We start from the raw sequence: 23659 nt of genomic DNA, 5'->3' as shown, positions 1-23659 counted from the left end.
TCGCGAGCTGATCTAACTATAAACCAATTGCGACAATCGGTTCGATCATCGGGGTAGGGACAACTTGATATGGGTTGGGTATGGGTATTGAAAGACAGAGGTAGAAGAAAAGCTTCCAGTCCCCTGGACCCGAGCTAGATCCGCGAGGAGGAAGCCCGTGCTGGTAGGTCGAGTTTGTACGCTTTCGCTTCAAAGCGCGAAAGCTAGCCGTGCATAAAACCGTTAATAACAATGGGCCTGTTAACCGAACAGGAGGTCATCGCAACCAATATAGCAAACTCCTCCCAAGGAGAAGCGACCTAGCGTTAAGCAGAGGATCTATCGTCCGCATCAAAACGCCCGCTAAACGCTTTCCAAGTTCCTCTCGAGATCGTTCACCGAAATAGGCCCCTACGTATCCTATTGCAGAATACAAAAGACAAAGCGATCCCCTTACGCCTAATATCAATTGTCCGAAACCCAATTGGGTACGACATTAAAGCTCAGGTCGAAAACGTACGGTCCGAGCAACCAAACGAGGACTATCACAATCGGCACCAGACTCAGATTGAGCAAGAAGCCCGCCTTCGCCATTTGCGGCAGGCGCAGTACACCACTTCCGAACACGATAGCGTTAGGCGGCGTACCGACCGGCATCATGTAGGAACAGTTTGCCGCAAAGGCCGTCGGCACTAGGAAGAGCAGCGGATTCTGTCCGAGACTGATCGCCACCGCGCCCACGACAGGAAGAAACGTGGCCGCCGTCGCCGTATTGCTGGTCAGCTCGGTAAGCAGCAAGATCCCAAAGCAGATGATCGCCATCGTAAGCAAAACAGGCAAAGCATCGAGCCCTTGCCATAGCGTACCCAAATATTCTGACAGCCCGTGAGTCTGGATCATACTCGCCAGGCTAAGTCCACCACCAAAAAGCAAAAGCACGTCCCAAGGCAAAGCCTTGGTCGCCCCCCAGTCCATCACGAACTCCCCTCTTCGAACGTCGACTGGCAGGAGAAACAGCGCGATCGCTCCAGCGATCGCAATCGTCGTGTCCGACAGCATTGGCAAGAAGCCGGAAAGCACCGGTCTGAAAATCCACGTAAGCGCGGTGAGCGTAAAGACGAACGCGACCCCCAACTCGCCTTTGGAGAAGGTCCCCAAGCGGGAGCGTTCTTCCGCCAGCAGATCCTGCATGCCTTCGATCGCTTTGCTGGGCAGATGAAAGACCACCCGCGTGAGCACGAGATAAACGATCGGCAACGTTAACAAGGTCATGGGCACGCCTACCATCATCCATTGGCCAAACCCAATCTCGTATCCATAAACTCGATTCAGATAGCCCGCTAGCAAAGCGTTGGGAGGGGTCCCTATCAAAGTGGCCATACCGCCCGTCGTGGCCCCGTAGGCGACCGCGAGCATCAAGGCCGGACCGAAGTCCCTTCCCGGCCCGCCACCACCCGAGCTGTCTTTGGCCAGCGCCACTACGGAACTCGCGATCGGCAGCATCATAAGGGCTGTGGCTGTATTGCTCACCCACATACTAACCAGCGCCCCTGCCAGAAGAAAGCTCGCCACGATCCGGTTCGGCCGCGTTCCCAAGGCTCCAATCAAACCGATCGCAACCCGCCGATGCAGCCCCCACTTTTGCATCGCCAGAGCGATAACGAATCCACCCAAAAACAGAAACACTAAGGGATTCGCGTAAGGTGCCGCCACCTCTTTGATCGGACCGAGGCGCAGCATCGGAAACAAAGCCATCGGCACCAGAGCAGTAACCGGGATCGGAACCGACTCGCAGATCCACCAAATAGCCATCAGAGCTGCCGCGCCCAGGGTATGCCAACCCTCGAGCGAGAGTCCGCTCGGCGGATCGCTGAGCAAAGTCAGCAAGAGACTCCCCGGCCCTAGGATCCAGCCTGACCACTGCCTCGTTCCGTAATGAGCAGGCTGCTTGGCGCTATCTTTCAAGCCGGTTAAACTAGCGCTCATGAACGTGAGGCTTGAGTCTGTCCGGAGGTGTAAGCGAGGCCGAGGGAAGTCCGAGCGAGCATCACTTCGCCTCGAACTTGCTCTCGGCAGGCACGATTTTCAGCCCCACCGCCGCAGCCCAAAGATGGTACCCCACATTGTTCAAATGCAGGCCGTCGTCTAGAAAGATCCCCTCTCGTGGCTCGCCAGAGTCGTCGAGCAGAAACTCCGCCACATCGATAAACACGAGCTGCTCGTCCGCTTCGCAAACCTCCTTCATCATTCGGTTGGCTTCCGCGAATTGATCCTTGAGGTTCCAACGTACAATGCTCGGCTTCACTCCGATGACGTAGATACGAATCTCAGGATTTAGCTCTTCGACCTTTTTGCGAAATTCCATGAAATCGTTTAAAACCTCCTTGGGAGTCATTCCCCCACCAAGGTCGTTATCCCCTTCGTAAATCAAAATCGCTCGGGGCTTGTACCGAGCCACTAGCTCGTCGAAGAAATGCAGCACGTCGCTAAACTTGCTCCCTCCAAATCCTCTGGGTATAACGGTCAACGGAGCCAAATCTCGCTCCATTCGCTTGCCCCACATCCTCATCGAAGAGCTTCCCACGCACAATACCGCCCCCTCGGGAATATCGTTCTCCAAGCGATCCGCTTCGAAAGCGTCGATGTCCTTTTGGAAACGATGCGGCTCCTCCTGGGCAACAGCCGAACCGAGGCCAAAGGCCAAGGCGCAAATTGCGTAGACAACGATACGCGGAAGGCGAGAGAGGTAACTTGCGGAGACCACCTCTGGCTCATTGGATTGATTAGTCCTGATCAATTTACGATAGTTTGCTAAGGTCATTGTTTTAGGGTTCTACAGTTGCACCGCGAAAAAAGGGTTTGAGGGAGCCTACGATACCTCGCTGATTATAAATCGTGATGGGCACGCGGTATAAAGATCGGCCTCGTAAAGCTCCAAATACTTGAAGAACAGGGAATCAGCCTTCGAATGGATCCCCTGTAAACGATCCCAATCATAAACCCGTTTAAGTCTCGGAGAGACAGGGGCCCGCAATCCTCCCTAGTCAGCTCTGGCGGGCGCATAATTCTCCGCGAGGAACGAAACCAAGTCTTCCCCGACTAAGGTATAAGTTTTCTTCAAATCGTGACCAAGCCCCGGAAATATCCGAGCGTGGAATTTGATATCCTGCTCGTTTAAGTAGAGCAAAAATGGCGGTAGATCGGCAAAGAAACGCTCGCTATCACCCATCGTAAAATACATCGGCATCGCTCCCCCACTCAGCAAAGACCGATTCTTTTCTGCCCAAAAACGAACGTTATCGCTATCACTCGAAACACTAGCCGACAACTCCTCTGGCCAACTCAAAGCACCGGAACAACTCACGATCGCGCAAAACAATTCGGGATACTTGAAGCCCAAGCGCGTGGCCCCTTCTCCCCCCATCGAGAAGCCCGCCAGAGCTCTCCCCTCGCGCTCGGCGATCGTTCGGTAACGCTCGTCAATGGCCGGTATCAATTCTCGAATCACCCACGTCTCCGCCTTCACGTTCTCCACTGGCCAATCTCGATAGCGGCTGAACTGCCCGGAGTTGGGAACCACGTAAATCACCTCGCCGATCTCGCCAGCCTCCACCATGCGCTTCGCCACCATAGCCAAACCGATATCGTTCTCTTTCCCGTAGGCGCCGTGCAGCCAATAGACAACGGGGTACCGCATCGTGGAATTCGACTCGTAACGAGGCGGCAAGTAAATGCTAAAGCCCATCTTACGCAGCATGGATTCGCTCCAAACCTCGCCATGGTTCACACCTTTAATTTCTGTTCGGTCATTCCAAATCCACGTTGAGGGATCGCTGGGAATCGGCCTCGCCACACCAAAGCCAGCTACTATCACTCCGTTAAGCACTAGGCCGAACACTATCGCCATATTTTTAAAGCTCATCTACTGTCGGGTCCAATTTCGAGCAGCACACAGATCATCTCCAAAAACTGAAAATTACTTTTAGATAAACCCGATAACCTTCTGGCTACAGATAAGCGCTGATCCAATTAGCCCAAAGCGAGAGATGTATACACATCCCCATATAGCAGTGACTACGCAGCAAGCGTAGCGGAAGGAACTTCGGTTTAGCTCTACCCCAAGCTATCTACGCAAAGGACGAGTTCCGAAGGTTCGACGGAGCGCAGCGCTGATCGACTTGTATCCAGATAGCCAACACCGCCGGACCTGGGATTCCAAGAGGGTCCGCCAAAGCGAGGGGCCGAAGTGCCAAGCTTACTTCTTGGAGAGATGGCGGCGCTTGCGATAGGCTAGGGGCGTCGTTTCGAATATGGAACGAAAGTGGCGGATGAAGCTGCTGTGGTCGTAGAAGCCTGAATCGATGGCGATATCGGTGATCGGCGTATCGCTGTTGAGAAGGCGATCGCTGGCGATGAGGACGCGCAGCCGCACGATGTATTGCCTCGGAGTAGTGCGGAACGTTTCCTGGAAGCGCCGCTCGAGCTGTCGCTGCGATAGCCCGATCCGCTTGGCAAGGGCCGGTATCGAGATCGGCTCCGAGTAATGGCTGCGTATGTACTCGACCAGGGTGAAGATAACGTCGTTGGAGTGGTCGAGCATCCGCTCGTAGCTTTGCACGATGCCGCAAACCCCCACCGTCTTCCCGCTCAAGTCCCGCATGGGGAACTTTTGCGTGATGAACCACTCGGGCAGGCGCTCGCGAGAGGGAAAAAGCTCCACCAGGTTCAGCAAGGGCTTTCCGCTGCGCAGGACCTCCAGGTCGTCAGCCCGGAACTTTCGGGCCATGTAGGCCGGGAAGATATCCACGTCGCTCTGCCCTCGCAGGTCCTCGGCGCTGGCAAGCCCGCAGCGCTGGGCGAATTCGCGATTGCCCATCAGGATGCGCGACTCGCGGTCCTTGACGAAATACATGACGCCCGGGAGGTGCTCGAAAAGCTGATTGAGCGATACGGTCGGATCAATGTTCGAAAACCATGATTTCACTTCAAGCATGGCGAAAAAGTACAATTTTTTAGCCAGTCGATACAAGCTGCATTTCCTTGGGCGCGCTAGACTACAGATGTCGGTCGAGCCGCGTGCCGGACCGAGTCCTTAACCCCTTTATCCCTATCATGAACTTCGGCGCGAGCACTTGGCTTTGGACCTCCCCTTTCGACGGCAGCGACGTTTCGCTTCTCCATAAAATAGCGGAGCTCGGCTTTAGCTGCGTCGAGATCCCGGTGGAAGACCCGCAGACCCTGGATGCGGAAAAAATCGCCGCAGCCCTGCAAGAGACCGGCCTGCAAGCGATCGTCTGTGCCGCGGTCGTGGGGGAGAGAGACCTCTCAAGCTCCGATCCCGCCAAGGTCCAGGCCGCCGAAGCCTACCTGCAGGCTTGTATCGATCTAGCGGTTACATGGGGAAGCTCGCTGGTGGTAGGCCCCCTCTACGCGCCTGTTGCGAAGCGACGCCTGCCCACCGAAGCGGAGCGGCAAGCGGAATGGTCCCGCTCCGTAGCGGGCTTGCGGCGGATGGCCCAAGCCGCCGCCCACGCTGGCATCCGGCTGGGCATCGAGCCACTGAACCGCTTCGAGTCAGATATGGTGAATACAGCCGAGGACGCCTTGAGGATGCTGGACGAGATCGACCATCCGGGGATCGGCCTCTCCTTGGATAGCTTCCATATGAACATCGAAGAGGTCGATTTTTGCAAGGCGGTGGAGGCCGCGGGATCGCGGCTGCTGCACCTGCAGGTGTCCGATAGCCACCGCGGCGTCCCGGGCGAGGGAAACAGCGATTGGAATGGCTTGCGAGAAGGCCTGCGCCGCATCGGATACGACGCGACCGTATCGATCGAGAGCTTCTCGCCGGACACCTCCAGCCTCGCCGAAGCGGTCTGCATCTGGAAGCGTTTCGCCGCGAGCCAGGACGAGTTCGCCAGAAAAGGCCTGCAGTTTTTAAAAGCTTGGTCTGCCTGACTGACGGACAAGGACGAGCACGATTAACCCCAAAAAGTGAATACAATGAATGTTGCAATCATAGGGCTCGGATTCGGAGCCGAATTTATCCCCATCTACCAAGCCCACCCCCGGGCTGAAATGTACGCGATCTGCCAGCGCAACGTGGAAAAGCTGACAGCGACCGGCGACCAGTTCGGCATCGCCAAGCGCTACACCTCCTTCGAGGACGTGCTGGCCGATCCCGAGGTCGACGCGGTTCATATCAATACGCCGATTCCCGATCACGGACCGCAATCCATCAAAGCCCTGGAGGCAGGCAAGCACGTAGCCTGCACGGTGCCGATGGCGACCTCCGTCGAGGACTGCAAGCGCATCGTGGAGCTGAGCAAGGAAACCGGCCTGACCTACATGATGATGGAGACCGTGGTCTACAGCCGCGAGTATCTCTTCGTTAAGGAAATGTACGAAAAGGGCGAACTCGGGCGTATCCAGTTTTTACAGGCAAGCCACCAGCAAGACATGGCCGGCTGGCCTGGATACTGGGACGGGCTGCCGCCCATGCACTACGCCACGCATTGCGTCGGCCCAGTGCTCGGCCTGCAACGCAAGCTGGCGGAAACCGTTTCCTGCGTCGGCTCCGGAAAGATCGACCCCGCCCAAGCCAAGGTCTACGGATCCCCCTTCGCGATCGAGTCCTGCCATATCCAGATGAAGGACAGCGACGTCGCCGCCCGGATCTACCGCTCCCTCTTCGAAACCGCCCGCCAGTATCGCGAGAGCTTCGACGTTTACGGCTCCCAGAAATCCTACGAGTGGCCCTTGATCGAGGGCGAGGACCCAGTGCTGCACACCTTGGGCAAGCCCGAGCCGGAAATACCGGAGCGCGTAACGGTCCCCGACTACGCCCACCTCCTGCCAGAGCAAATCCAGCATTTCACCGGACGCGGCGTCTACGATGCCGACGAGCGCCAGCACCTCTCCTTCACGCAGGGCGCCGGGCACGGAGGCTCGCACCCGCACCTCGTCGACAACTTCATTCGCGCCGTGCTCGACAAGTCGAACCCCTATCCCAACGCGGTGGAGTCAGCGAATATCAGCTGCGTAGGCATCCTCGCCCACCAGTCCGCCATGAAGGGCGGCGAACCCATGCGCATGCCAGACTTCACCCTGTCCTTGGACTAAGACCCAAAACGCGCCGGTTGCCGCGTCGCTCCCCCTTTCCTAGATAGATCTCCCACCCTACAGATGAAACGCACCCTTTTCCACCGCTTGGCCGCCCTGGCCGCAATCGCAACCCTCGCCCCGGCCAGCCCACTCCTAGCGGCCCCAGAGGAAGATGACGCAGGCGTTATCGACCTCCTCTTCATCGGGCACGATCAACGCGAAGGAAACGGCTACCACCTATCCCACGTTTTCGCCCCGGTCTTCAATCGCTCCCTCGGCGGCGAGAAGATCCGTATGCGCTATGTGGAGACGCTGGACGCGCTGAACCCGGAGGACCTGGCGGCCACCGACGCCTTGATGCTGTATGCGAACTACAATACGATCACCGCAGAGCAAGAGGCCGCGCTGCTCGATTTCGTAGCCAACGGCGGAGGCTTTCTTCCCGTGCACTGCGCGAGCGCCTGCTTCGGGCATTCGCAGGAATTCGTGGACCTAGTCGGAGCCCGCTTCCGCAGCCACGGCTACGAGGAGTTCTCCACCACCATTGCCGAAGGAATGGAAACGCACCCCATCCTGCGCGGATACGAAGGCTTCGCCACCAAGGACGAGACCTACGTGCATGCCGACCACAACGAGAACCAGCGGGAGGTTCTGATGCTGAGGGAGGACGAACCTTGGACTTGGACGCGTACGCACGGCAACGGCCGCGTCTTCTATACCGCCTACGGCCACGACATGAACACCTGGGGACAGGAGGCCTTCCACGACCTGCTGATTCGCGGCATCCTCTGGAGCGTGGGCGAGGAGAAGCAGGAGGCCAACCGTCGCCTGGTCGCGAGCCTGCCGGAGCTGGAATACGAAGCGGCAGACACCATACCCAACTATCGCAAGCAAACGCCCGCACCAGAACTCGCTCGCGCGTTTTCCCCAGCGGAATCGAAGCAGCTCAGCCTGGTGGCCGACGGTTTCGAGCTTCGCCTGTTCGCAGCGGAACCTGACATCGTAAACCCCATCGCATTCGCCTGGGACGAAAAGGGACGCCTGTTCGTGGCGGAGACCGTAGACTATCCGAACAACGTCGACCCCAACCAGGAAGGCAACGACCGGATCATCATCTGCGAAGACACCGACGGCGACCACCGGGCGGATACCTTTACCGTATTCGCGGAAGGACTAAACATCCCCACCAGCTTAACGCCCATCGACGGAGGATGGATCGTGGCCCAAGCCCCTCACTTCCTGTTTCTCAAGGATACGGACGGAGACGACAAAGCGGACGTCAAGTATCCAATCAACAACTACTGGGGAGTCCGAGACACTCACGCCGGCCCCTCCAACCTGCGCTACGGCTTCGACAACAAGATCTGGGGAGCGGTCGGCTACTCCGAGACGGAAAAGTCGACGCAAGGCGCCTACGGGCAAGGCGTCTTTCGCATGGATCCCGACGACGGGACCGTCGAGCCGATCGGCCTTTTCAGCAACAACACCTGGGGTCTGGGAATGAGCGAGGATTTCGAGATCTTCGGTTCGACCGCCAACAACGCGCCCGCCTGGCACGTTCCCCTCTGGCGCCCCTTCACCTACGAACGAAACCCCGCCCTGCCATCCCGGCTCGCCGCAAAGATCGACGACTTTACCCAGTTTTTCCCCATCACGCACAAGTTCCTGCAAGTCGACGCCCACGGCCGCTACACCGCCGGCTCCGGCTTCAACCTCTACACCGCCCGAGCCTTCCCGAAACAGTACTGGAACTCCTCCGCCTTCGTCGGCGGGCCGACCGGGCATTTGCTGGGCCTATTCTTTCTCAAGGAAAACGGCTCGAGCTACCTCGCCCAAAACCGCGGCTCCCTCCTGTCCTCGGTCGACGAGTGGCTGTCCCCCGTCTTCGCCGAGGTCGGTCCGGACGGACAGCTCTGGGTCGCGGATTGGTACAACTTCATCATCCAGCACAACCCCCGCCCCTCCAAGCAGTCGGCAGGCTTCGAAGCCAAGATGGGTATCGGCAACGCCCACGAAAACCCGCTGCGCGACCGCCACCACGGCCGCATCTATCGCATCGTGGCAAAGGGCTCCGAGCCCGCCAAGCCGCTCGACCTCTCGAGCGCCAGCGCCACGCAGCTCGTGGAAACCTTGTCCAACGACAACCTATTCTGGCGAATGACCGCCCAACGCAAACTGGTGCGAGAAAAGCGCCGCGAGGCGATTCCCCAGCTTCGCGAAATCGTCCTCCACGATCGCAAGGTGGACGAGATCGGCCTGAACACGCGAGCGATCCACGCCCTCTGGAGCTTGCACGGCCTGGGCGCCTTCAACCTCGCCTCGGAGCAGTCGGAGTCCGTCGTTCGCTCCGCCCTCGCCCACCCCTCCGCCGCCGTTCGCAAAAACGCCGTCATGGCCCTGACCGAAACCGGCGGCGCCGCGGAGCTGAGCCTGGCAGCCAGCAAAACCGACGACCCGGATCCCAAGACCCGCCTCAAAGCCCTCCTTGCCCTGGGGCTCCTTCCCCCGTCCCAAGAACGCGCCCAGGAGCTGCTGAACCGACGCTCTCGCTTGGTAACTGATCCCTGGCTCGGCCGCGCCTTCGCCTACGCAGCGCTCGATAACGGCGACGCCTACGTGCAGCTCTTGCTCGAAGGAAGAGCCGCGATCGACTTCAACCACGGTTTCGCAAGCGTCGAAGACGTTCCCGAGTACCTCGCCCTGAAAGGCTACCTCGAGAAGCAAAGCGGCCCCTTGCTCCCCGCCCTAGGCGAGTGGCAGAAGCTCCCTCCGCAAACCATAGCAATTGCCAGCATGGCCCTCCTCGACGTATGGAAGAAGCAACTACACAAACCCGACCGCCACGAAATTTCCGCCCTGCAGGAAATGGCCCGTATCGTCGACGCGGATACGCAAATGCAGCTCAAGCTCCGCGCCGCCGGACTCGACCTGCAGTTCGAGAAAATCGATCCCGAGAAATACCAAGCGTTCGCCAAGAAGCACACCTTCGAACCGCAAATCTGGACCTGGGGACGCGCCTCCTCGGGCGAGCAGCTCTACCTGCAGCATTGCGTCGCTTGCCACGGCTCCGACGCAGGAGGCGATCAAGGACTGGGAGCCCCCTCCCTGCGCGGGATGGATAACTGGTACACGCAAACTCAGCTGCAAAAGTTCCACCAAGGAATGCGCGGCACCCATTTCAAGAATCCGCGCGGCATCGCCATGCGAGGAGCCCTCCACTTCCTCGAAACGGAAAGCCGCCCCGAGATGCCTATCTCCCACCTCGCCCACTATCTCGAAACCCTGAAGCCAAACGCCCCGGACGAAGCCACCCTGGACGGCGACCCCGCGAAGGGCCAAGCGCTCTACGCCACCTGCGCAGCCTGCCACGGCCCCGAAGCCCAAGGCAACGTGGACCTCGCAGCGCCCAAGCTCACCGGCAAGCAAGACTGGTACCTGTACAAACAAATTCGCGACTTCCGCGACGGAGCCCGCGGATCCGACCCTCGCGACGCCAAAGGCGCCGAGATGGCTCTGATGGCCAAAACCCTAGTGGACGAGCAAGCCATCAAGGACGTGGTAGCCTATATCCGTTCCCTGGATACGAACTAAGGCCCCCGCCCCGACCGCCTCCGTTTCCCTCAACCCCAAGCAACCCGATCCCATGACCGACTCCCCCGCCAACGCAAAACGTCTCCTGTACGCCGGCTTCACCGCAATCCTTGCCACCGGCGTAGGCTTCGCCGTCCGCGGCGGAATCCTCGACAACTGGGGCGCCGAGTTCGGATTTTCCGCCACCCAGCTCGGAGTGATCAGCGGCGCCGGACTAACCGGGTTTTGCTTCGGGATCTTCGTAGGCGGGCTGGTGGTCGACTCCCTAGGATACGGGAAGCTCATAGTCGCCTCCTTCCTATTGCACCTGCTTTCCGCCGTGGTCACCTTCACCGCGACTGCCGGCATGGATACAGCGATCGCCTACCAGTGGCTTTTCTGGGGAACCTTCATCTTCGCCCTGGCGAACGGCTCGCTCGAAGCGGTCGCAAACCCGCTGGTGGCCACCCTCTTCCCCGAAAACCGTACCCACTATTTGAATATACTGCACGCTTCCTGGCCCCTCGGGCTCGTTCTCGGAGGCGCCGTCGGCTGGTTCCTCGACGACCGCATGAACGTTTCCTGGAAAGCCCAGCTCGCCATCTTCCTGATCCCAACCATCGTCTACGGAATCATGTTCATGGGGCAGCGCTTCCCCAGATCGGAAGCCGCGGAAAAAGGCCTCAAGCTCGGCGACATGTTCAAGGACGTCGGCCTGCTCGGCGGGATCGTCATCGCCTTGATGCTGTTCCTCTTCTTCCAAGCGACCTTCCCCGCAATTCCCCTCTGGGCGCTGGCGATCGCAGCCCTAGCCCTCATCTTCGCCATCGGCAAGATCACGAGCTTCGCCCTCGGCTCCCTCATGCTCTTCGTCCTATTCCTCACCCATATCCTAGTCGGCGCCGTCGAGCTCGGCACCGATGGATGGATACAAAACATCACCGGCAGCATCCTGAGCTCCGAGGAAGGAAAGTTCCTCTTCGTAATCACCTCCCTCACCATGTTCGTCCTGCGCTTCTGCGCCGCGTGGATCGAAGAGCACTTAAAGCTGTCGCCCGTCGGCCTGCTCCTGCTCTGCTCCGTGCTCGCGTTCGCAGGCTTGAATTTCTCCAGCGGAATCGAGTCCTTCCAAGGCGCCGTATTGGCATTGCTGATATACGGAGTCGGCAAGACCTTCTTCTGGCCGACCATGCTTGCGGTGGTCGGCGACCGCTTTCCCCGCACCGGCGCCATCGCGATCAGCATCATGGGCGGTCTCGGCATGATGTCCGGCGGATTGATCGGCTTGCCAGGCCTCGGCTACGCCAAAGACCGCTTCGCCAGCGAAGCCCTGCAAGAACAAGCGCCCGCCATCTACCAGGAGATGAAAGCCGTCGACACCAACAGCTGGCTGTTCTTCAAGCCCGTCGCGGCCATCGACGGCAAGAAGCTAGCCGAAGCCCGCTCCCAAGACATCCCCAGCGAGCTCCAGCAAACCCTGATCGACGCCAGCCTGCAAGGAGACCGCAAGACCCTAAGGGTCGACTCCCTGATTCCGGCCACCATGGCCTTGATCTTTTTAGGCCTCCTCGTCTACTTCCGCCGCCTAGGCGGCTATCGCCGCATCAAGCTCGACGAATAGGCAAGGCCGACGCCGGTCTCTCGATTAGATCCCCAAAATCCCCCGCCAAATCTCGAGTCACGCCTAGGCGGGCTAACGAAACGGAAGTCTGGCGATCCCAAGGGCGCTGCAGGGAGGCCCAGGGCGATCGCCTTCATATGTCCCCCTGCTCTATTCCCTTCCCCTCGAGTCAACTTTACTTGCCTCACCCCGCGGGAGCTGCTCATTTCGTCCCCGATGGAGAACGATATCATACGACGGCACGCAGTGAGGACCTCCGGGATCTCGGGACAACCTATGCTGTTCGCACATGGCTTCGGTTGCGATCAAAGCATGTGGCGATTTGTCGCTCCAGAGTTCGAACAAGACCACCAAGTGATCCTGTTTGACCACATGGGTAGCGGCGATTCCGATACGAGCGCCTACCAGCGAAGCAAGTACTCCAGCCTCCATGGATACGCTGACGATATTGTGGAAATTGCCCGCAGCCTAGACTTGGAGGACTCCATCCTCGTCGGGCACTCCGTTAGCGCCATGATCGCCCTGCTCGCCGCCAAAAAAGCGCCAGAGCTTTTCGCCCGCCTCATCCTCGTCGTGCCCTCCGCCTGCTACATAAACCATCCTCCCCACTATACAGGAGGATTTTCCCGGGAAGACCTAGAAGGCCTCCTCGACCTCATGCAGAAGAACTATCTGGGCTGGGCTTCCTTTCTCGCTCCAGTGATCATGAAAAACGAGGACCGACCCGAGCTTGCCCAAGAACTGGAGCAAAGCTTCTGCCGCGCGAACCCCGAAATCGCGCAGCAATTCGCCGAGGTCACCTTCTTGTCCGACCACAGAGATGATATCCAAGGCATAGCCACCCCTTCCCTCATTCTCCAATGCGAGGACGACGCCGTCGCTCCGCCCTCCGCAATCGAATACGTCCACTCTCAACTGGAAACCAGCGTACTTCGAACGATGGAAGCCACTGGACACTGTCCCCACGTCAGCCACCCAAGCGAAACCATAGCAGCCATCCGCAGCTATCTCAGTGCCGGCGGTGCAGGACCCGCGGGATGAGCCAGCCCCCTCCTTTCCCCTCGCTAACCGGCGAGCTTGCTTTCGACGACGACAAGCGCATCGCGCTCGCCAACGAAACGCTCGCCAAATGGCTAGGCTACACTCCAAGCGAATTGATCGGAGAACACATCGACCTGCTGCTCGACGGCGGAACTCGCTTCTACTTTCAGTCACAAGTCATCCCCTCCCTCAAGCTCCACGGCCGGCTCGAAGAGCTTTATCTCCCATTGAGGAAAAAGGACAGCGAAGCACTGCCCTTCCTCTTCAACATGCAACGAAGCGAAACCGGCGAACGTCCCCTGAACTACGCTTCCCTCGTACGCATGCATGCTCGAGCCAAACTCGAACACGAGTTGCTCATCGCCAAGAAGCAAGCGGAGGCCGCCGACGAAGCTCGCTCGAAATTCCTCGCTATGATGTCCCATGAGCTAAAAACGCCGCTACATGCCATCAACCTCTCTACGCACCTTATGCTCGAGGAAGCAGTCGGTTCCCTCACCGGGGACCAAAAAGAGCTCATGGAAACCGCCAAAGAGGCCAGTACCAACCTCGCCCGCCTCATCGAGGACATCCTCGACTACGCGAAGCTGCAGCACGGGAACGTCTCCGTGGAGCCAACCGCCATCTATGTCGAAGAAGCCCTCAAACGCGCCGAACGACTCGTCATGCCAAAAATCAAGGAAGCGAGCATCCAGTACCAACGCTCTCCCATTCCTTCGAACTTAACCCTGCATGCAGACCCCGATCGCCTGCAGCAGATTTTCCTGAACCTCCTCAACAACGCCGCCAAGTTCACGCCAGAGCACGGGCGCATCAGCGTCGGCGTACGCGCCAGCGAAGCGCAGGTCTTCATCGACATCTCCGACAACGGATGCGGGATCGCAACCCCCGACTTGCAACGCATCTTCGAGCCATTCGTCCAGTTGCAAAGCGTCGACCGCGAAGCGTCCAACGTCAGGGGAAGCCTCGGCCTAGGACTAGCCATCTGCCGCCAGCTCGCCCGCGCCATGAACGGCGACCTCACAGTCAAAAGCGAACTGGGGAAAGGTTCCTGCTTCACCATTCGGCTTCCCTTGGAGGACACTCCAAGCATAGAGGAAAGCCTTCCCAAAGCGCAATGAGGCCCGCCGCCTTCGAACTGCCCTAGGGCGTGTCTTTAAATGAGCTCTTTGCTGGTTCGAGCCCAAATCGAAGCAGCGCAAGGCTGCCAAAGCCTTGCGACACGAGTGTCGGATGGCTTTGGAGGACGCCGCGAACTTCGATTTGGGCCGAATCGCTTCGCGACAGGTCCCATTTTTCGAGGAACTGCGTTCGCCAAATGGGACAGGGCCTCGGCCCAGCCGCCATTTGGCCGCCTTGTTCCTCGAAAAATGGGTTTCTGCCAGCTTTGAGCTCATTTAAAGACACGCCCTAACGAATCAGGACAGCCACACAGCGGGAACCAGCCGAAAACCTCCAGCCTCGTTCGGTGCCTTCCGCCGCCAAGGCGGCTATCGCCGCCTCAAGCTCGACGAATAGGCAAACCCCGCCCTCAAAAAAGCTCCCCCGTAGGGCTGTCGCTTGCGACATGCCGCGTTGCAAGATCCACCACAAGATTCCTAATAAGAATCTACCCGATTCTCTCCTCGCTCCGCTCCTCGAGCGTCGTCCCTCTCGGTCCTCGGTAGCCGTAGCGGTTGGAAAAAGCCACGGACGCCCAAAACCGTTGACTTACGAAAGCCAGCTAAGTACTTCTCCCCAAAGCAACGGCCTGACAATCCAAGTTTCAATACAGACCTATTTGACGCTTTAAAACGCTGCGCTGCAGAAAATGAACACCTCAACAAAATGGTTAGTTTCCGTAGCTCTCTGTTTCGTCGGCTTCAACCAAGCCACGGCCACAGAAGAATTCGAACCAGCTGATGTATTCGTTGGAAGCGTTACGAGCAAATCTACCCGCTACATCTACCAAGGAAAAGAAATCACCCGAGACAGAGCAGAAGAGCTCTACGTCGAATACCTTGAGCGTGAGCCTACCTACGAGAAAGAATGGGATCCCGATTCGGGACAACCGCCGCCTAAGGAAGTATGGGATGAAAAGTCTTTCGAGCTACCGATAAAGTACAGAGTCACCGTTGCAGTGGAAAGCGGCATTCAAGGCAGTATCAAGAAAGACGATACGATCGATGTCACTTGGGAATCTAGCTATAGATGCTACTGCACAAGGTTGGAATCGATAGGTCTCGAAGGAGGCCGCTTTCTTTGGACCACAAATCCTGATTCGAGTAAAAAACGAGCACGGTTTATGCCTCATAGACTGGGGTCCGACTACGCCAAATCCTGGCTCAAACAAAAAAATTAAAACGAGCACGAATCAGACGTCGCCCACAACATCGAGCTGAGCTCTACACGATCCCCCGCCCAGACCCTCAAAGTTATTATAGCCTCAAAAAAACATGGAAAAAGAAATCAAACAAAAGGCGAAAGAGTCAGCCATCCCCGGCTTCGCCATCCTTTGCCTATTCACAGTAGGCATACTCGCAGCAATCGGAGCATTGGCCGCGCCTACAGGAAGCTTATCTGGACCAGCCTACCTACTCGTTTCCGCTTCGATCTTTATATACATCCTCCAGTTCTGCTTCCGAAAGAATTAATAGAAACCTCCTCAATCCTCAAATACCCAACCTGAATATCCGAGAACGTTCGAGCTACGCCCCGACATCACGCATCAACACGAGGTTGAAAAGTAATATGACAAAATACATCATCCTACTACTACCCCTTCTCATATCAGGGTGCACAACGTTACAAAAGGTCGACATGAGCGACCTTCCCTCTGCAGACAGAGAATTCGTCACCAGCAAGATCGAAGCCGATAACTATCCAGGATTCCTTACCGGGGAAGGCAACATCTACAGCTGCAGATATGGAATACACTACATGAGGGAAAAGGAATTCGAACCGTCGAAATCACAGATATTCTCAGGCTTACTAACCAAATACTTACCTGAATCCAGCGGACACGAGGTTACCTTGAATCGATTCGATGTCTATTACAACTGGCGGCTCAGAGCGCTTGAGGCGGCCGGCCCCGCCGTAGGAGCTGCCTTGGGTGGAGTCCTAGGTGCCGCAATTGGAAGTGAGATATCTAATTCAGCGAACCAAAAACAAGGAACATTTGTTTTCGAAGATTTAGTGATAGAACTAGACCCAGAGAACATACCGGTTGACGAAGATGCACGTTACGTTGGCTGCAAAGGAAAGCACGAGGGAGACTACAAGGTTGGCTTAGTGAGCGGAGGCCATGACGTCGTTATAACATGGCTAAACTTCAACATTGGGGCACAAAAGTATAGCTACAAAACATACTATCAGACCCAGCTAGACGAAAGTGGTGGAATGCCTCAATCAGTTGAAGCGGCCCTCGAAAAGACATTTGCAGCGATCTCCGAGAACATCGTCCTCGAAAGCCATGAAGAGTAGATTCAAGCAAATGGCACGGAGAACGAACTCAAACGCTCATCGTCTCCACGAGTCGCGAACGACACAAAACAGATAGCCCTATTCCGCCCCCCAAATGACTGCACTTGCCGGGAGCACACGAGAAGCGAGACCCGAAATTTCCTGAACAGGAGAAAACATCAACCGCCGGCAAACCGACAGCAAAGGGTAAGGATTAACACTTTTTTCCCTCCCTCGATCAAAAGGGTGACACTGTCACTGGTAGGTTCGGAGTTAGGCATGGGGTGGTTTGTGAATGTAAGGTGTTGAGTGATGATTTGGTTGGATTGGGGAGAGTCTAGGGATGTGGCTCAAAAGGTTGTTTAACACTCGCTTCGCGAACAGGATGGCTCGTTTCTCACCAGCAGAATTCTCGTTCGCTCTGGGGCTCTTGGGGAGTTTATTCCAGTTTTTTTGTGGTATGCATTTGACGCTTTAGTTTTTCGTCAATGGTATTTTTCGGATGACGAAGGCGGTAAGGATGGTATTGGGTTCGTTGCTGTTGTCGGTTGGTTTGCTGTCGGACTCTTGGGCGGAAGAACCTTTTCGGAATCACGCGTTAATCGAAGCGAGTGCGATGACGAATGGTGGTGTTGGCGGGCACCATAGTGTACAGCTACCTAACAATGCAGGGACGAAGATATTCGAAAACGATGAACTTGCTATCCATCTGACTGGAAACCAAATGCGGCCAAAAAAGCCGGGGCAGAATCTGACGGGGAACGAGCGTCTGTTTTTCGAAAGCGATCCCTGTGAACGCATAACCACACCTTGGGTACGAAACTCAGGGATGACGATCAATGTGGCTAGTGTGGTCGTTGTTCTGAAGAAAAGTCCTAGCTTCGAGTTAACCCGCCATTGGCTTTGGTATGAACTGCGACCGATCTTGAGGAGCGAGGTTGCAGATCGCTATTGTGGAGGAAAGATAGAGTATGTTTTCGCTACCTTTTTTATCTATGGCTATGAAATCCGTGCCGGTGGAAAGATTGAAATGGTAGTCGACCGTGAGTACCAAGAGTTCGACCTTGGAAGCGAATTGGAGCGCCGCCGGTTGCTCAAGTTTCCAATTTTGGCGTTAGCGTCGGCGCAATTCTATTTCTGGGATAAGTTCTCACCTGAATTGAAGGCGGTCTATGAACGGGAAGGAATGGTCAACGAAAATGGCTTACGTTTTCCTGAGTATGGTGTGAATGCCCCACAGGGTTCATATTATGAGGTGTTTAATCCGCGCATGCCTCATGGAGGATCGGAAAGCTTCTATCGCGAGAGTACCTCTCTGGAATCATTTGCGCGGTCCAATGGAAAAATACTGCGGAATCCACCAGATGGATATGTTGAATATTTCACGCAATTCTATGAGGACTACAAGCAACACCTGGCAGAGCAGCCAATGTTCCCCGAAAGTAGTCAGGAGCTGGAGGATTGGAACCGAAAACATCGCTCGCACCAGGAGCTGACTCAAGCTCACCGAAATATGATCCAGGATCTATTGCGGGATGAATACTTGGTAGACGGGATTGAAAAAGCCTATGAAAAATTTGTTTCGGGAAGATCTGGCTTCGAGTTGGATCAGGTGAAGAATGAGTTTGTCACTGGCTTGTCGATTTCTCTGGTGAGCATGCTACAAGAACGAAAAGCGAAGATGTTGGAAGGGGACGCGGTTTTGGCTTCGAGGAAGCTTATTGATTCCATCCTCAAGACCGAGCCTAACTCGACTTTCGTTAATCGCTTTTACCCTTATATCGGCAAATCTAGTCTAGCGATTTGCCAGCGTCTGAATTCTGGATCGTCTTTTCTAGAGCACTATGTAGATTCGATTGTTCTCGAACGAGTGGCGGAAGAAGTGTCTCGCACGGCCAAGGAAATCAAAGAGGCCGCAGAAAGAGCGCTCGAAAAAAACAACGAGTGAGTGTTGTTTGGATACAACGATCATTGAAGGAGCTAAAAATTCGGTGGTCTCATGACGGGCACGGCTACTTCTGCCTTGGCGATGGCGACTAATTAGTGGGGCCAAGCGGCCGATGCGATGAGCTCAGGATATTCGAGATGTTGATACTTCGGAAGCGCCTCTGGCTTGCTTGAGGTGGCTGCAGCACCAAAAAGTGTCAATTATTCCCCTTTAAGCATCCGCTCCTCGCACAATCAATCGGCCCTCGTGCCGCTCTGCCCCAGCACCGCCTCTACGCCGGGCCACTCTTCTGCCGTCAGGGCCCAGCGCTCGTGGTCGCGCCATTCGCCGCCGACGTTCAGGTACTTGGGCGAAAAGCCTTCCAGGCGAAATCCGAGCCGCCGAACCAGCTGCCGCGACGGTTCGTTGCCGGGTTGGATGTTCGCCTCCAGGCGATGCAGCCCGTGCTCCGAAAAAGCCCGCTCGACCACCCGGGCCAGACCTTCCTTCATCAGCCCCTTCCCCACGAACTCCGCCACCGCCCAATAGCCGACGTAGGCGCTCTGGAAGGCCCCTCGCACCACCTCCCCGAGATTGACCAAGCCCACGATCCGGTCATCGCTCACGCGGCAGACGAAGTAGCCCTCCTGCCGGACGTCCTGGATACGCTCCAGGTACTCGTAGTAGCCCCGCAAGTCCTGGGTCGGAAACACCCAGGGCCGATGCAGCGACTCGCTCGCCTTCACCGCCGCCACGAATTCCTTCCCGTCCCGGCGTTCCGGCCGCCTCAGATATAACTTCGCCATTTGCAGACAGGCTAAAGGCGCCTATTAGTTACTCAACTAAAGAGCTCCGCTTTCCTAGGAGACGCCCTCCCGCGCCCTGCAAGTTCATTGCCATGGCCAGCTCGGGCCCTTCAATGAACTCCCAAATGGCTATGCAAAAAACGACCGCCCTCCGCTACGCAACCTACGGCAAGCCCGAAGAGGCCCTTCGCCTCGAGACCCAGGAGCTGCCAAGCCTCGGCCCCGGCCAAGCTTTGCTCGAGGTGCTCGCCGCCCCCATCAACCCCGCCGACTTCGGGCGCATCGGCGGCACCTACGGCGAACTGGCCGAGCTGCCCGCCACCGCTGGACTGGAAGGCGTCGCCGAAGTCAAGGAGCTCGGCAGCCCCGACACCCCCTTCCGGATCGGACAAAAGGTCTTCGTCCCCAGCTCCCTCGGCTCCTGGCAAAGCCACGCCGTAGCCAACTGCGACGAACTCTACCCCGCCCCCGAAAAGCTTCCCCTCGAACAAGCCGCCATGGGCTGGGTCAACCCCGCCACCGCCTGGAAGCTCATGCACGACTTCGCCAAGCTGCAGGCCGGCGACGTCATCGCCCAAAACGCCGCCACCTCCGCCGTCGGCAAGCTGGTCATCCAAATCGCCAGCCACCTCGGCATCAAGACCGTCAACCTCGTGCGCTCCCTCGACGCGGCCGAGGAGCTCAAGCGACTCGGCGCCAGCATCGTGCTGGTCGACGACCGCGACGCCGCCAAGGCCGCCCTCGAGCTCACCCAAGGCAAGAAAGCCAAAATCGCCCTCAATTCCGTCGGCGGCTCCAGCGCCCTAGGCCTCTGCAAGCTGCTGGCCGACGGAGGCAGCCTCATCACCTTCGGCGCCATGGACCGCGCCCCCGCCCCCTTCCCCACCCGGTATTTGATCTTCAACGACATCCGCCTACGTGGCTTCTGGGTCAGCAAGTGGTACAAAACCGCCCCTCGCGAAGACATCCTCGCCCTGCACAACGACGTCTTCACCTTCATGGAAAACGCCAAGATCGGCGTCCCTGTCGCCGCCACCTACCCCCTGGAAGACTGGCAAAAAGCCCTCCAGCACTCCCAGACGGCCGGCAAGTCCGGAAAGGTCCTCTTCAAGCCCTAGGGCGCGTCGCGGGGCCGGGAGTTTCAAGCGCTCCCCAGTTTCCACTTCCCTCCTCCCGCATCACCCGTCACTCTTTCAACCCGTGTCCGATCAACCCTACAAGTTTCGCAAAAGCGTCGAGCGACTCATCGCCAACTTTCGCGGCATCCCGGAAAACTACCCCGGAGAGGCACCGAAGACCGAGCGACCCATGGCCACGGTGCTGGAGCGAATTCTCAAGAAGTACAAGATCGGCGAAGACTCCCTCGAGGACCGCATCGTCAAGAACTGGACCCAGATCGTGGGCGCCGCCAACGCCAAGAACTGCGCCCCCAACCGCATCGAGAAAGAGCGCACCCTCATCATCGCCGTATCCAACCCTGTGATACGCCAGGAGCTCGAATTCAACAAGCGCCTCATCCTGCAAAACCTGCACAAGATCGAAGGCGCCAAAAAGATCCGCAACATCTTCTTCAAGTCCGGCTAGCCCAAGTCACTATAGAATTGATATCCGTCAGGTCGGCTTCGCCGCATAGGCGCCTACGGCAGCAGGTTTGCGAAACCTAACTCCGCCCAGCGGAACCTAATTGGCCAACGGCCAACCTGACAATCAACACTCTACCGGCTCCGCAGCTTCGAAAGCAGGCGTAGCAGCTCGATGTAGAGCCAGATGAGCGTTACCAGCAGGCCGAAGGCGCCGTACCATTCCAAGTACTTGGGAGCCCCCTTAGCCGCGCCGCTCTCGATGAAATCGAAATCGAGCACCAGGTTCAAAGCCGCGATCACCACCACGAAGAGGCTGAAGCCGATTCCCACCCAGCCGCTCTCGTGTATCAAGGGGATCGATACGCCAAAGAAGCCCAGCACCAAGGAAATCATATAAACTACGAAAATGCCGCCCGTAGCCGCCGCGACGCCAAGCTTGAAATTCTCCGTGGCCTTGATCACCCCGGTCTTATAAGCGAACAGTAGGGCCAGCAGCGTGCCAAAGGTCAGCAGCACCGCCTGGAAGACGATCCCCGGAAACTGCAGCTCGAAAAAGGCGGAAAGCACGCCTAGGACCAAGCCTTCCACCACCGCGTACAGGGGCGCCGTGATCGGAGCCGCCGTCTTCTTGAAGATCGTGATCATCGCGATGATCAGGCCCGCGATGCTTCCGCCGATCATCCACGGATACAAAGTCGCGGGATTCCCCTCCGTCTGGGCGACCGTCATGGTCTTGTCGTAGGTGAAGATCGCTGCCACCCAAAGCAAGCACAGCAGGAAACCGGTCTTGTTGACCGTTCCATTGATGGTCATGACCTCGCCGCGAGCCGCAGCCCGGTCGATATCAAACGCTTTGTCATTCAAGGCGGGATTGGAAGTTCTCATGACCGCGCATAGTGAGCAGCCAAATCCCGCAAAGCAAGCCCCCTCGATACCGCCCCAAAAACGTTGCCACGCCCCCAACCGGGCCTAAGCGACGGGACCACCTAGTTGGCTTCCCACACCGAGCCCAGCCCCTCGGCCAGCTCCGCTTCCCAGCCTTCCGGCTTCAGGGCGTTGACCCAGATCACCGCCTTATAGGTCGCGTCCGTAAGCGTCACGTCCGGAGCGGAACCGGCGATGTACTCCTCCGAATCGTCCGACTTGAAAGTCACCACCGTGGTCAGCCAAAAGAAGCGGGTCTTCCCGTTGATCTTGCGAATAAAGGGTCGCTGCTCGGCGGCCGTATTTCGCGTCCAGTCGTAGTTCTTGCGGCTCTCCATCACCTTGGGGATCACCGCGGAAACGCCGGTCAGGGCCTCGCCCTTCTCGTGGTGACGGTACACCTTGATGGCCCCAATCCCGTCCGCCGGAGCGAACACGCTCGTATTCAAGCCCTGCTTGTCTTCTTGGAACGGCTCCAAGGCAAAGTAGTGGTACAGCTTTCCCTTGTCCCCAAAATTGAAATACGCGGTGAACGGCTGGTCGTTGAAGTCGCCCGGCAAATCGGGGATGCGGATGTCTCCCAAATGGTAGCCTGGCATGGGCGCCCAGAAGCCTTGCTGAAAACGGAAACTGTTCGCCACGAAGCGCGACACTTCCTGCGGCACTACGTTCTGCCCTTTCAAAAACTCATGCTTCCCCACTTCGCTAGGACGTATCCATTCTCCGGATCCGAGCAAAACGTTGCTCGCCCAGTCCACCACGCCTTCGCCATGCTGGCGGATCACCACCACGCCTCCAAAAACGGGCCGCGGAAAGAAAAAGCCCTTCCAACGAGTCAGCGACACCAGCTGCACCCACTCCCCTTGCTCGTCCTTGGCGTAGCGTACGTCGCTCGGCTCATAGTTAAAATACTTCCAAAGCCCGAAGCGCTTGATCGTAGCAGTCTTCACGTTGCGGCTGAGCAGGAGGTCCTCTCCGGTGAGAAAGGAAACCGGACTGCGATTCTCCTGCGAGAAGTTCGGCGAGGGAGCGGAGGAGGAAACATGGATCACCTCACGAACGCGTCCCGTCAGCCGCCGCACCGCAAAGCTGGGCTCCACCGCCATCGTCCAGGAATACCCATCGCCCACCCGCGTAAAACTGGGCTCCGAAACCTGCTCCACTTCCGTCATCGCTTCGCCCGCCAAGGCGCGAATCGAATTCAACGGTTGGATACGCTCGTACGCTGTCGTGGGCAACTCGCCGATCTCTTCCTTCTCCAGAGTCTTGTAGCTCCAGTAGAGGCCCAAGTACTCCCGTGGCTTCCCTTCCAAAGCGACGAAGGCCAGGATTGCCCCGAGGTTCAGCAGCAACAAAGCGCCGCCCAGCACCGCCCGGCCGCGCTTGAAGAGGTAGAGCGCGGTCGAAAAGACAAGCGCCGACAACAAGATGGGAAACGCGTTGATGCGCAGCGTCAGGGCCACAGGCTGGATCCACGCCCGCCCCACGAACAAGGCCAGCAGCAAGAGCAGACCCGCTACCAGGAACTTGAAGCGATTCCGCTTCGCCCAATCCCGCAAGGCGCCGCTCACGTTCTTGAACAGCCAATACAGCTGGCTCGAGAACGGCGTATCCAAATCCTCTGACTGCGATTCCGCTAATTTGCTTTCTTCACTCATGGCCT

The 23659-nt window shown here is 57.5% G+C and carries 18 protein-coding genes; 11 read left to right on the top strand and 7 right to left on the bottom strand.

Features of this window, described 5'->3' with window-relative positions:
- Window positions 1-444: 444 nt before the first annotated feature.
- The 4 genes from QEH57_RS12055 to QEH57_RS12040 all read right to left on the bottom strand — a co-directional run bounded on the left by QEH57_RS12055 (window position 445) and on the right by QEH57_RS12040 (window position 4972).
- Window positions 445-1965 carry an SLC13 family permease gene (locus QEH57_RS12055; protein WP_309006987.1) on the bottom strand — a complete coding sequence of 507 codons (1521 nt, stop codon included), beginning with the start codon at window positions 1963-1965 and terminating at the stop codon, window positions 445-447.
- A gap of 61 nt (window positions 1966-2026) precedes the next feature.
- Window positions 2027-2776: a GDSL-type esterase/lipase family protein gene (locus tag QEH57_RS12050; RefSeq protein ID WP_309006986.1), complete on the bottom strand. Its 750-nt coding sequence runs from the start codon at window positions 2774-2776 to the stop codon at window positions 2027-2029.
- A gap of 243 nt (window positions 2777-3019) precedes the next feature.
- The gene (locus QEH57_RS12045; protein ID WP_309006985.1) at window positions 3020-3901 is read right to left on the bottom strand and encodes an alpha/beta hydrolase-fold protein; all 882 of its coding nucleotides are present in this window, start codon (window positions 3899-3901) and stop codon (window positions 3020-3022) included.
- A gap of 333 nt (window positions 3902-4234) precedes the next feature.
- The gene (locus QEH57_RS12040; RefSeq protein ID WP_309006984.1) at window positions 4235-4972 is read right to left on the bottom strand and encodes an AraC family transcriptional regulator; all 738 of its coding nucleotides are present in this window, start codon (window positions 4970-4972) and stop codon (window positions 4235-4237) included.
- A gap of 119 nt (window positions 4973-5091) precedes the next feature.
- Between QEH57_RS12040 and QEH57_RS12035 the strand changes: the two genes are divergently transcribed.
- The 9 genes from QEH57_RS12035 to QEH57_RS11995 all read left to right on the top strand — a co-directional run bounded on the left by QEH57_RS12035 (window position 5092) and on the right by QEH57_RS11995 (window position 18704).
- Window positions 5092-5937, top strand: a complete 846-nt coding sequence (locus tag QEH57_RS12035) for a sugar phosphate isomerase/epimerase family protein (protein ID WP_309006983.1) — start codon at window positions 5092-5094, stop codon at window positions 5935-5937.
- A 45-nt stretch (window positions 5938-5982) separates the two neighbouring features.
- Complete coding sequence (locus tag QEH57_RS12030; protein ID WP_309007137.1) at window positions 5983-7101, top strand: Gfo/Idh/MocA family oxidoreductase; 1119 nt, start codon at window positions 5983-5985, stop codon at window positions 7099-7101.
- A gap of 63 nt (window positions 7102-7164) precedes the next feature.
- Window positions 7165-10674: a PVC-type heme-binding CxxCH protein gene (locus QEH57_RS12025; RefSeq protein ID WP_309006982.1), complete on the top strand. Its 3510-nt coding sequence runs from the start codon at window positions 7165-7167 to the stop codon at window positions 10672-10674.
- A 52-nt stretch (window positions 10675-10726) separates the two neighbouring features.
- Window positions 10727-12274 (top strand): MFS transporter, encoded by a 1548-nt coding sequence (locus QEH57_RS12020; protein WP_309006981.1) that lies wholly within the window; start codon window positions 10727-10729, stop codon window positions 12272-12274.
- Between the two features lie 276 nt (window positions 12275-12550).
- The gene (locus QEH57_RS12015; RefSeq protein WP_309006980.1) at window positions 12551-13315 is read left to right on the top strand and encodes an alpha/beta hydrolase; all 765 of its coding nucleotides are present in this window, start codon (window positions 12551-12553) and stop codon (window positions 13313-13315) included.
- Complete coding sequence (locus QEH57_RS12010; protein ID WP_309006979.1) at window positions 13312-14436, top strand: PAS domain-containing sensor histidine kinase; 1125 nt, start codon at window positions 13312-13314, stop codon at window positions 14434-14436. Before QEH57_RS12015 ends, QEH57_RS12010 begins: the two co-directional genes overlap by 4 nt.
- Before the next feature lie 689 nt (window positions 14437-15125).
- Entirely contained in the window at window positions 15126-15656 is a 531-nt protein-coding gene (locus QEH57_RS12005; protein ID WP_309006978.1) for a hypothetical protein, read from the top strand.
- Window positions 15657-16114: 458 nt separating this feature from the next.
- Window positions 16115-16777, top strand: coding sequence for a hypothetical protein (locus QEH57_RS12000; protein WP_309006977.1), 663 nt, complete (start codon window positions 16115-16117; stop codon window positions 16775-16777).
- A gap of 481 nt (window positions 16778-17258) precedes the next feature.
- Window positions 17259-18704: a hypothetical protein gene (locus tag QEH57_RS11995; protein ID WP_309006976.1), complete on the top strand. Its 1446-nt coding sequence runs from the start codon at window positions 17259-17261 to the stop codon at window positions 18702-18704.
- Between the two features lie 233 nt (window positions 18705-18937).
- On the opposite strand, the gene QEH57_RS11990 is transcribed toward QEH57_RS11995, so the two are convergent.
- On the bottom strand, window positions 18938-19489 hold the full coding sequence (locus QEH57_RS11990; protein WP_309006975.1) for a GNAT family N-acetyltransferase: 552 nt from the start codon (window positions 19487-19489) through the stop codon (window positions 18938-18940).
- A 125-nt stretch (window positions 19490-19614) separates the two neighbouring features.
- On the opposite strand from QEH57_RS11990, the gene QEH57_RS11985 reads away from it, so the two are divergent.
- Entirely contained in the window at window positions 19615-20607 is a 993-nt protein-coding gene (locus tag QEH57_RS11985; RefSeq protein ID WP_309006974.1) for a 2-enoyl thioester reductase domain-containing protein, read from the top strand.
- Window positions 20608-20689: 82 nt separating this feature from the next.
- Window positions 20690-21073, top strand: a complete 384-nt coding sequence (locus QEH57_RS11980) for a DUF721 domain-containing protein (RefSeq protein ID WP_309006973.1) — start codon at window positions 20690-20692, stop codon at window positions 21071-21073.
- A 131-nt stretch (window positions 21074-21204) separates the two neighbouring features.
- Here QEH57_RS11980 and QEH57_RS11975 read toward each other — a convergent pair whose 3' ends face one another.
- Window positions 21205-21957 (bottom strand): Bax inhibitor-1/YccA family protein, encoded by a 753-nt coding sequence (locus QEH57_RS11975; protein ID WP_309006972.1) that lies wholly within the window; start codon window positions 21955-21957, stop codon window positions 21205-21207.
- Between the two features lie 101 nt (window positions 21958-22058).
- Window positions 22059-23654, bottom strand: coding sequence for a hypothetical protein (locus QEH57_RS11970; RefSeq protein ID WP_309006971.1), 1596 nt, complete (start codon window positions 23652-23654; stop codon window positions 22059-22061).
- Between the last annotated feature and the right edge of the window lie 5 nt (window positions 23655-23659).

The sequence above is a fragment of the Pelagicoccus sp. SDUM812005 genome, assembly GCF_031127875.1.
In the GTDB taxonomy this organism is placed as follows: Bacteria; Verrucomicrobiota; Verrucomicrobiia; order Opitutales; family Opitutaceae; genus Pelagicoccus.
The sequence above is the reverse complement of the archived record's forward strand: the minus strand, read 5'-3'. Positions and strand labels throughout refer to the sequence as shown.

Bases quoted from the DNA above. Each gene is read 5' to 3' on its own strand.
- QEH57_RS12030 (WP_309007137.1), top strand. From the start codon at position 5,983: ATGAATGTTGCAATCATAGGGCTCGGATTCGGAGCCGAATTTATCCCC.
- QEH57_RS11975 (WP_309006972.1), bottom strand. From the start codon at position 21,957: ATGAGAACTTCCAATCCCGCCTTGAATGACAAAGCGTTTGATATCGAC.
- QEH57_RS12000 (WP_309006977.1), top strand. From the start codon at position 16,115: ATGAGCGACCTTCCCTCTGCAGACAGAGAATTCGTCACCAGCAAGATC.
- QEH57_RS12040 (WP_309006984.1), bottom strand. From the start codon at position 4,972: ATGCTTGAAGTGAAATCATGGTTTTCGAACATTGATCCGACCGTATCG.
- QEH57_RS12045 (WP_309006985.1), bottom strand. From the start codon at position 3,901: ATGAGCTTTAAAAATATGGCGATAGTGTTCGGCCTAGTGCTTAACGGA.
- QEH57_RS12055 (WP_309006987.1), bottom strand. From the start codon at position 1,965: ATGAGCGCTAGTTTAACCGGCTTGAAAGATAGCGCCAAGCAGCCTGCT.
- QEH57_RS12015 (WP_309006980.1), top strand. From the start codon at position 12,551: ATGCTGTTCGCACATGGCTTCGGTTGCGATCAAAGCATGTGGCGATTT.
- QEH57_RS11985 (WP_309006974.1), top strand. From the start codon at position 19,615: ATGGCTATGCAAAAAACGACCGCCCTCCGCTACGCAACCTACGGCAAG.
- QEH57_RS11970 (WP_309006971.1), bottom strand. From the start codon at position 23,654: ATGAGTGAAGAAAGCAAATTAGCGGAATCGCAGTCAGAGGATTTGGAT.
- QEH57_RS12010 (WP_309006979.1), top strand. From the start codon at position 13,312: ATGAGCCAGCCCCCTCCTTTCCCCTCGCTAACCGGCGAGCTTGCTTTC.
- QEH57_RS11990 (WP_309006975.1), bottom strand. From the start codon at position 19,489: ATGGCGAAGTTATATCTGAGGCGGCCGGAACGCCGGGACGGGAAGGAA.
- QEH57_RS11995 (WP_309006976.1), top strand. From the start codon at position 17,259: ATGACGAAGGCGGTAAGGATGGTATTGGGTTCGTTGCTGTTGTCGGTT.
- QEH57_RS12005 (WP_309006978.1), top strand. From the start codon at position 15,126: ATGAACACCTCAACAAAATGGTTAGTTTCCGTAGCTCTCTGTTTCGTC.
- QEH57_RS12025 (WP_309006982.1), top strand. From the start codon at position 7,165: ATGAAACGCACCCTTTTCCACCGCTTGGCCGCCCTGGCCGCAATCGCA.
- QEH57_RS12020 (WP_309006981.1), top strand. From the start codon at position 10,727: ATGACCGACTCCCCCGCCAACGCAAAACGTCTCCTGTACGCCGGCTTC.
- QEH57_RS12035 (WP_309006983.1), top strand. From the start codon at position 5,092: ATGAACTTCGGCGCGAGCACTTGGCTTTGGACCTCCCCTTTCGACGGC.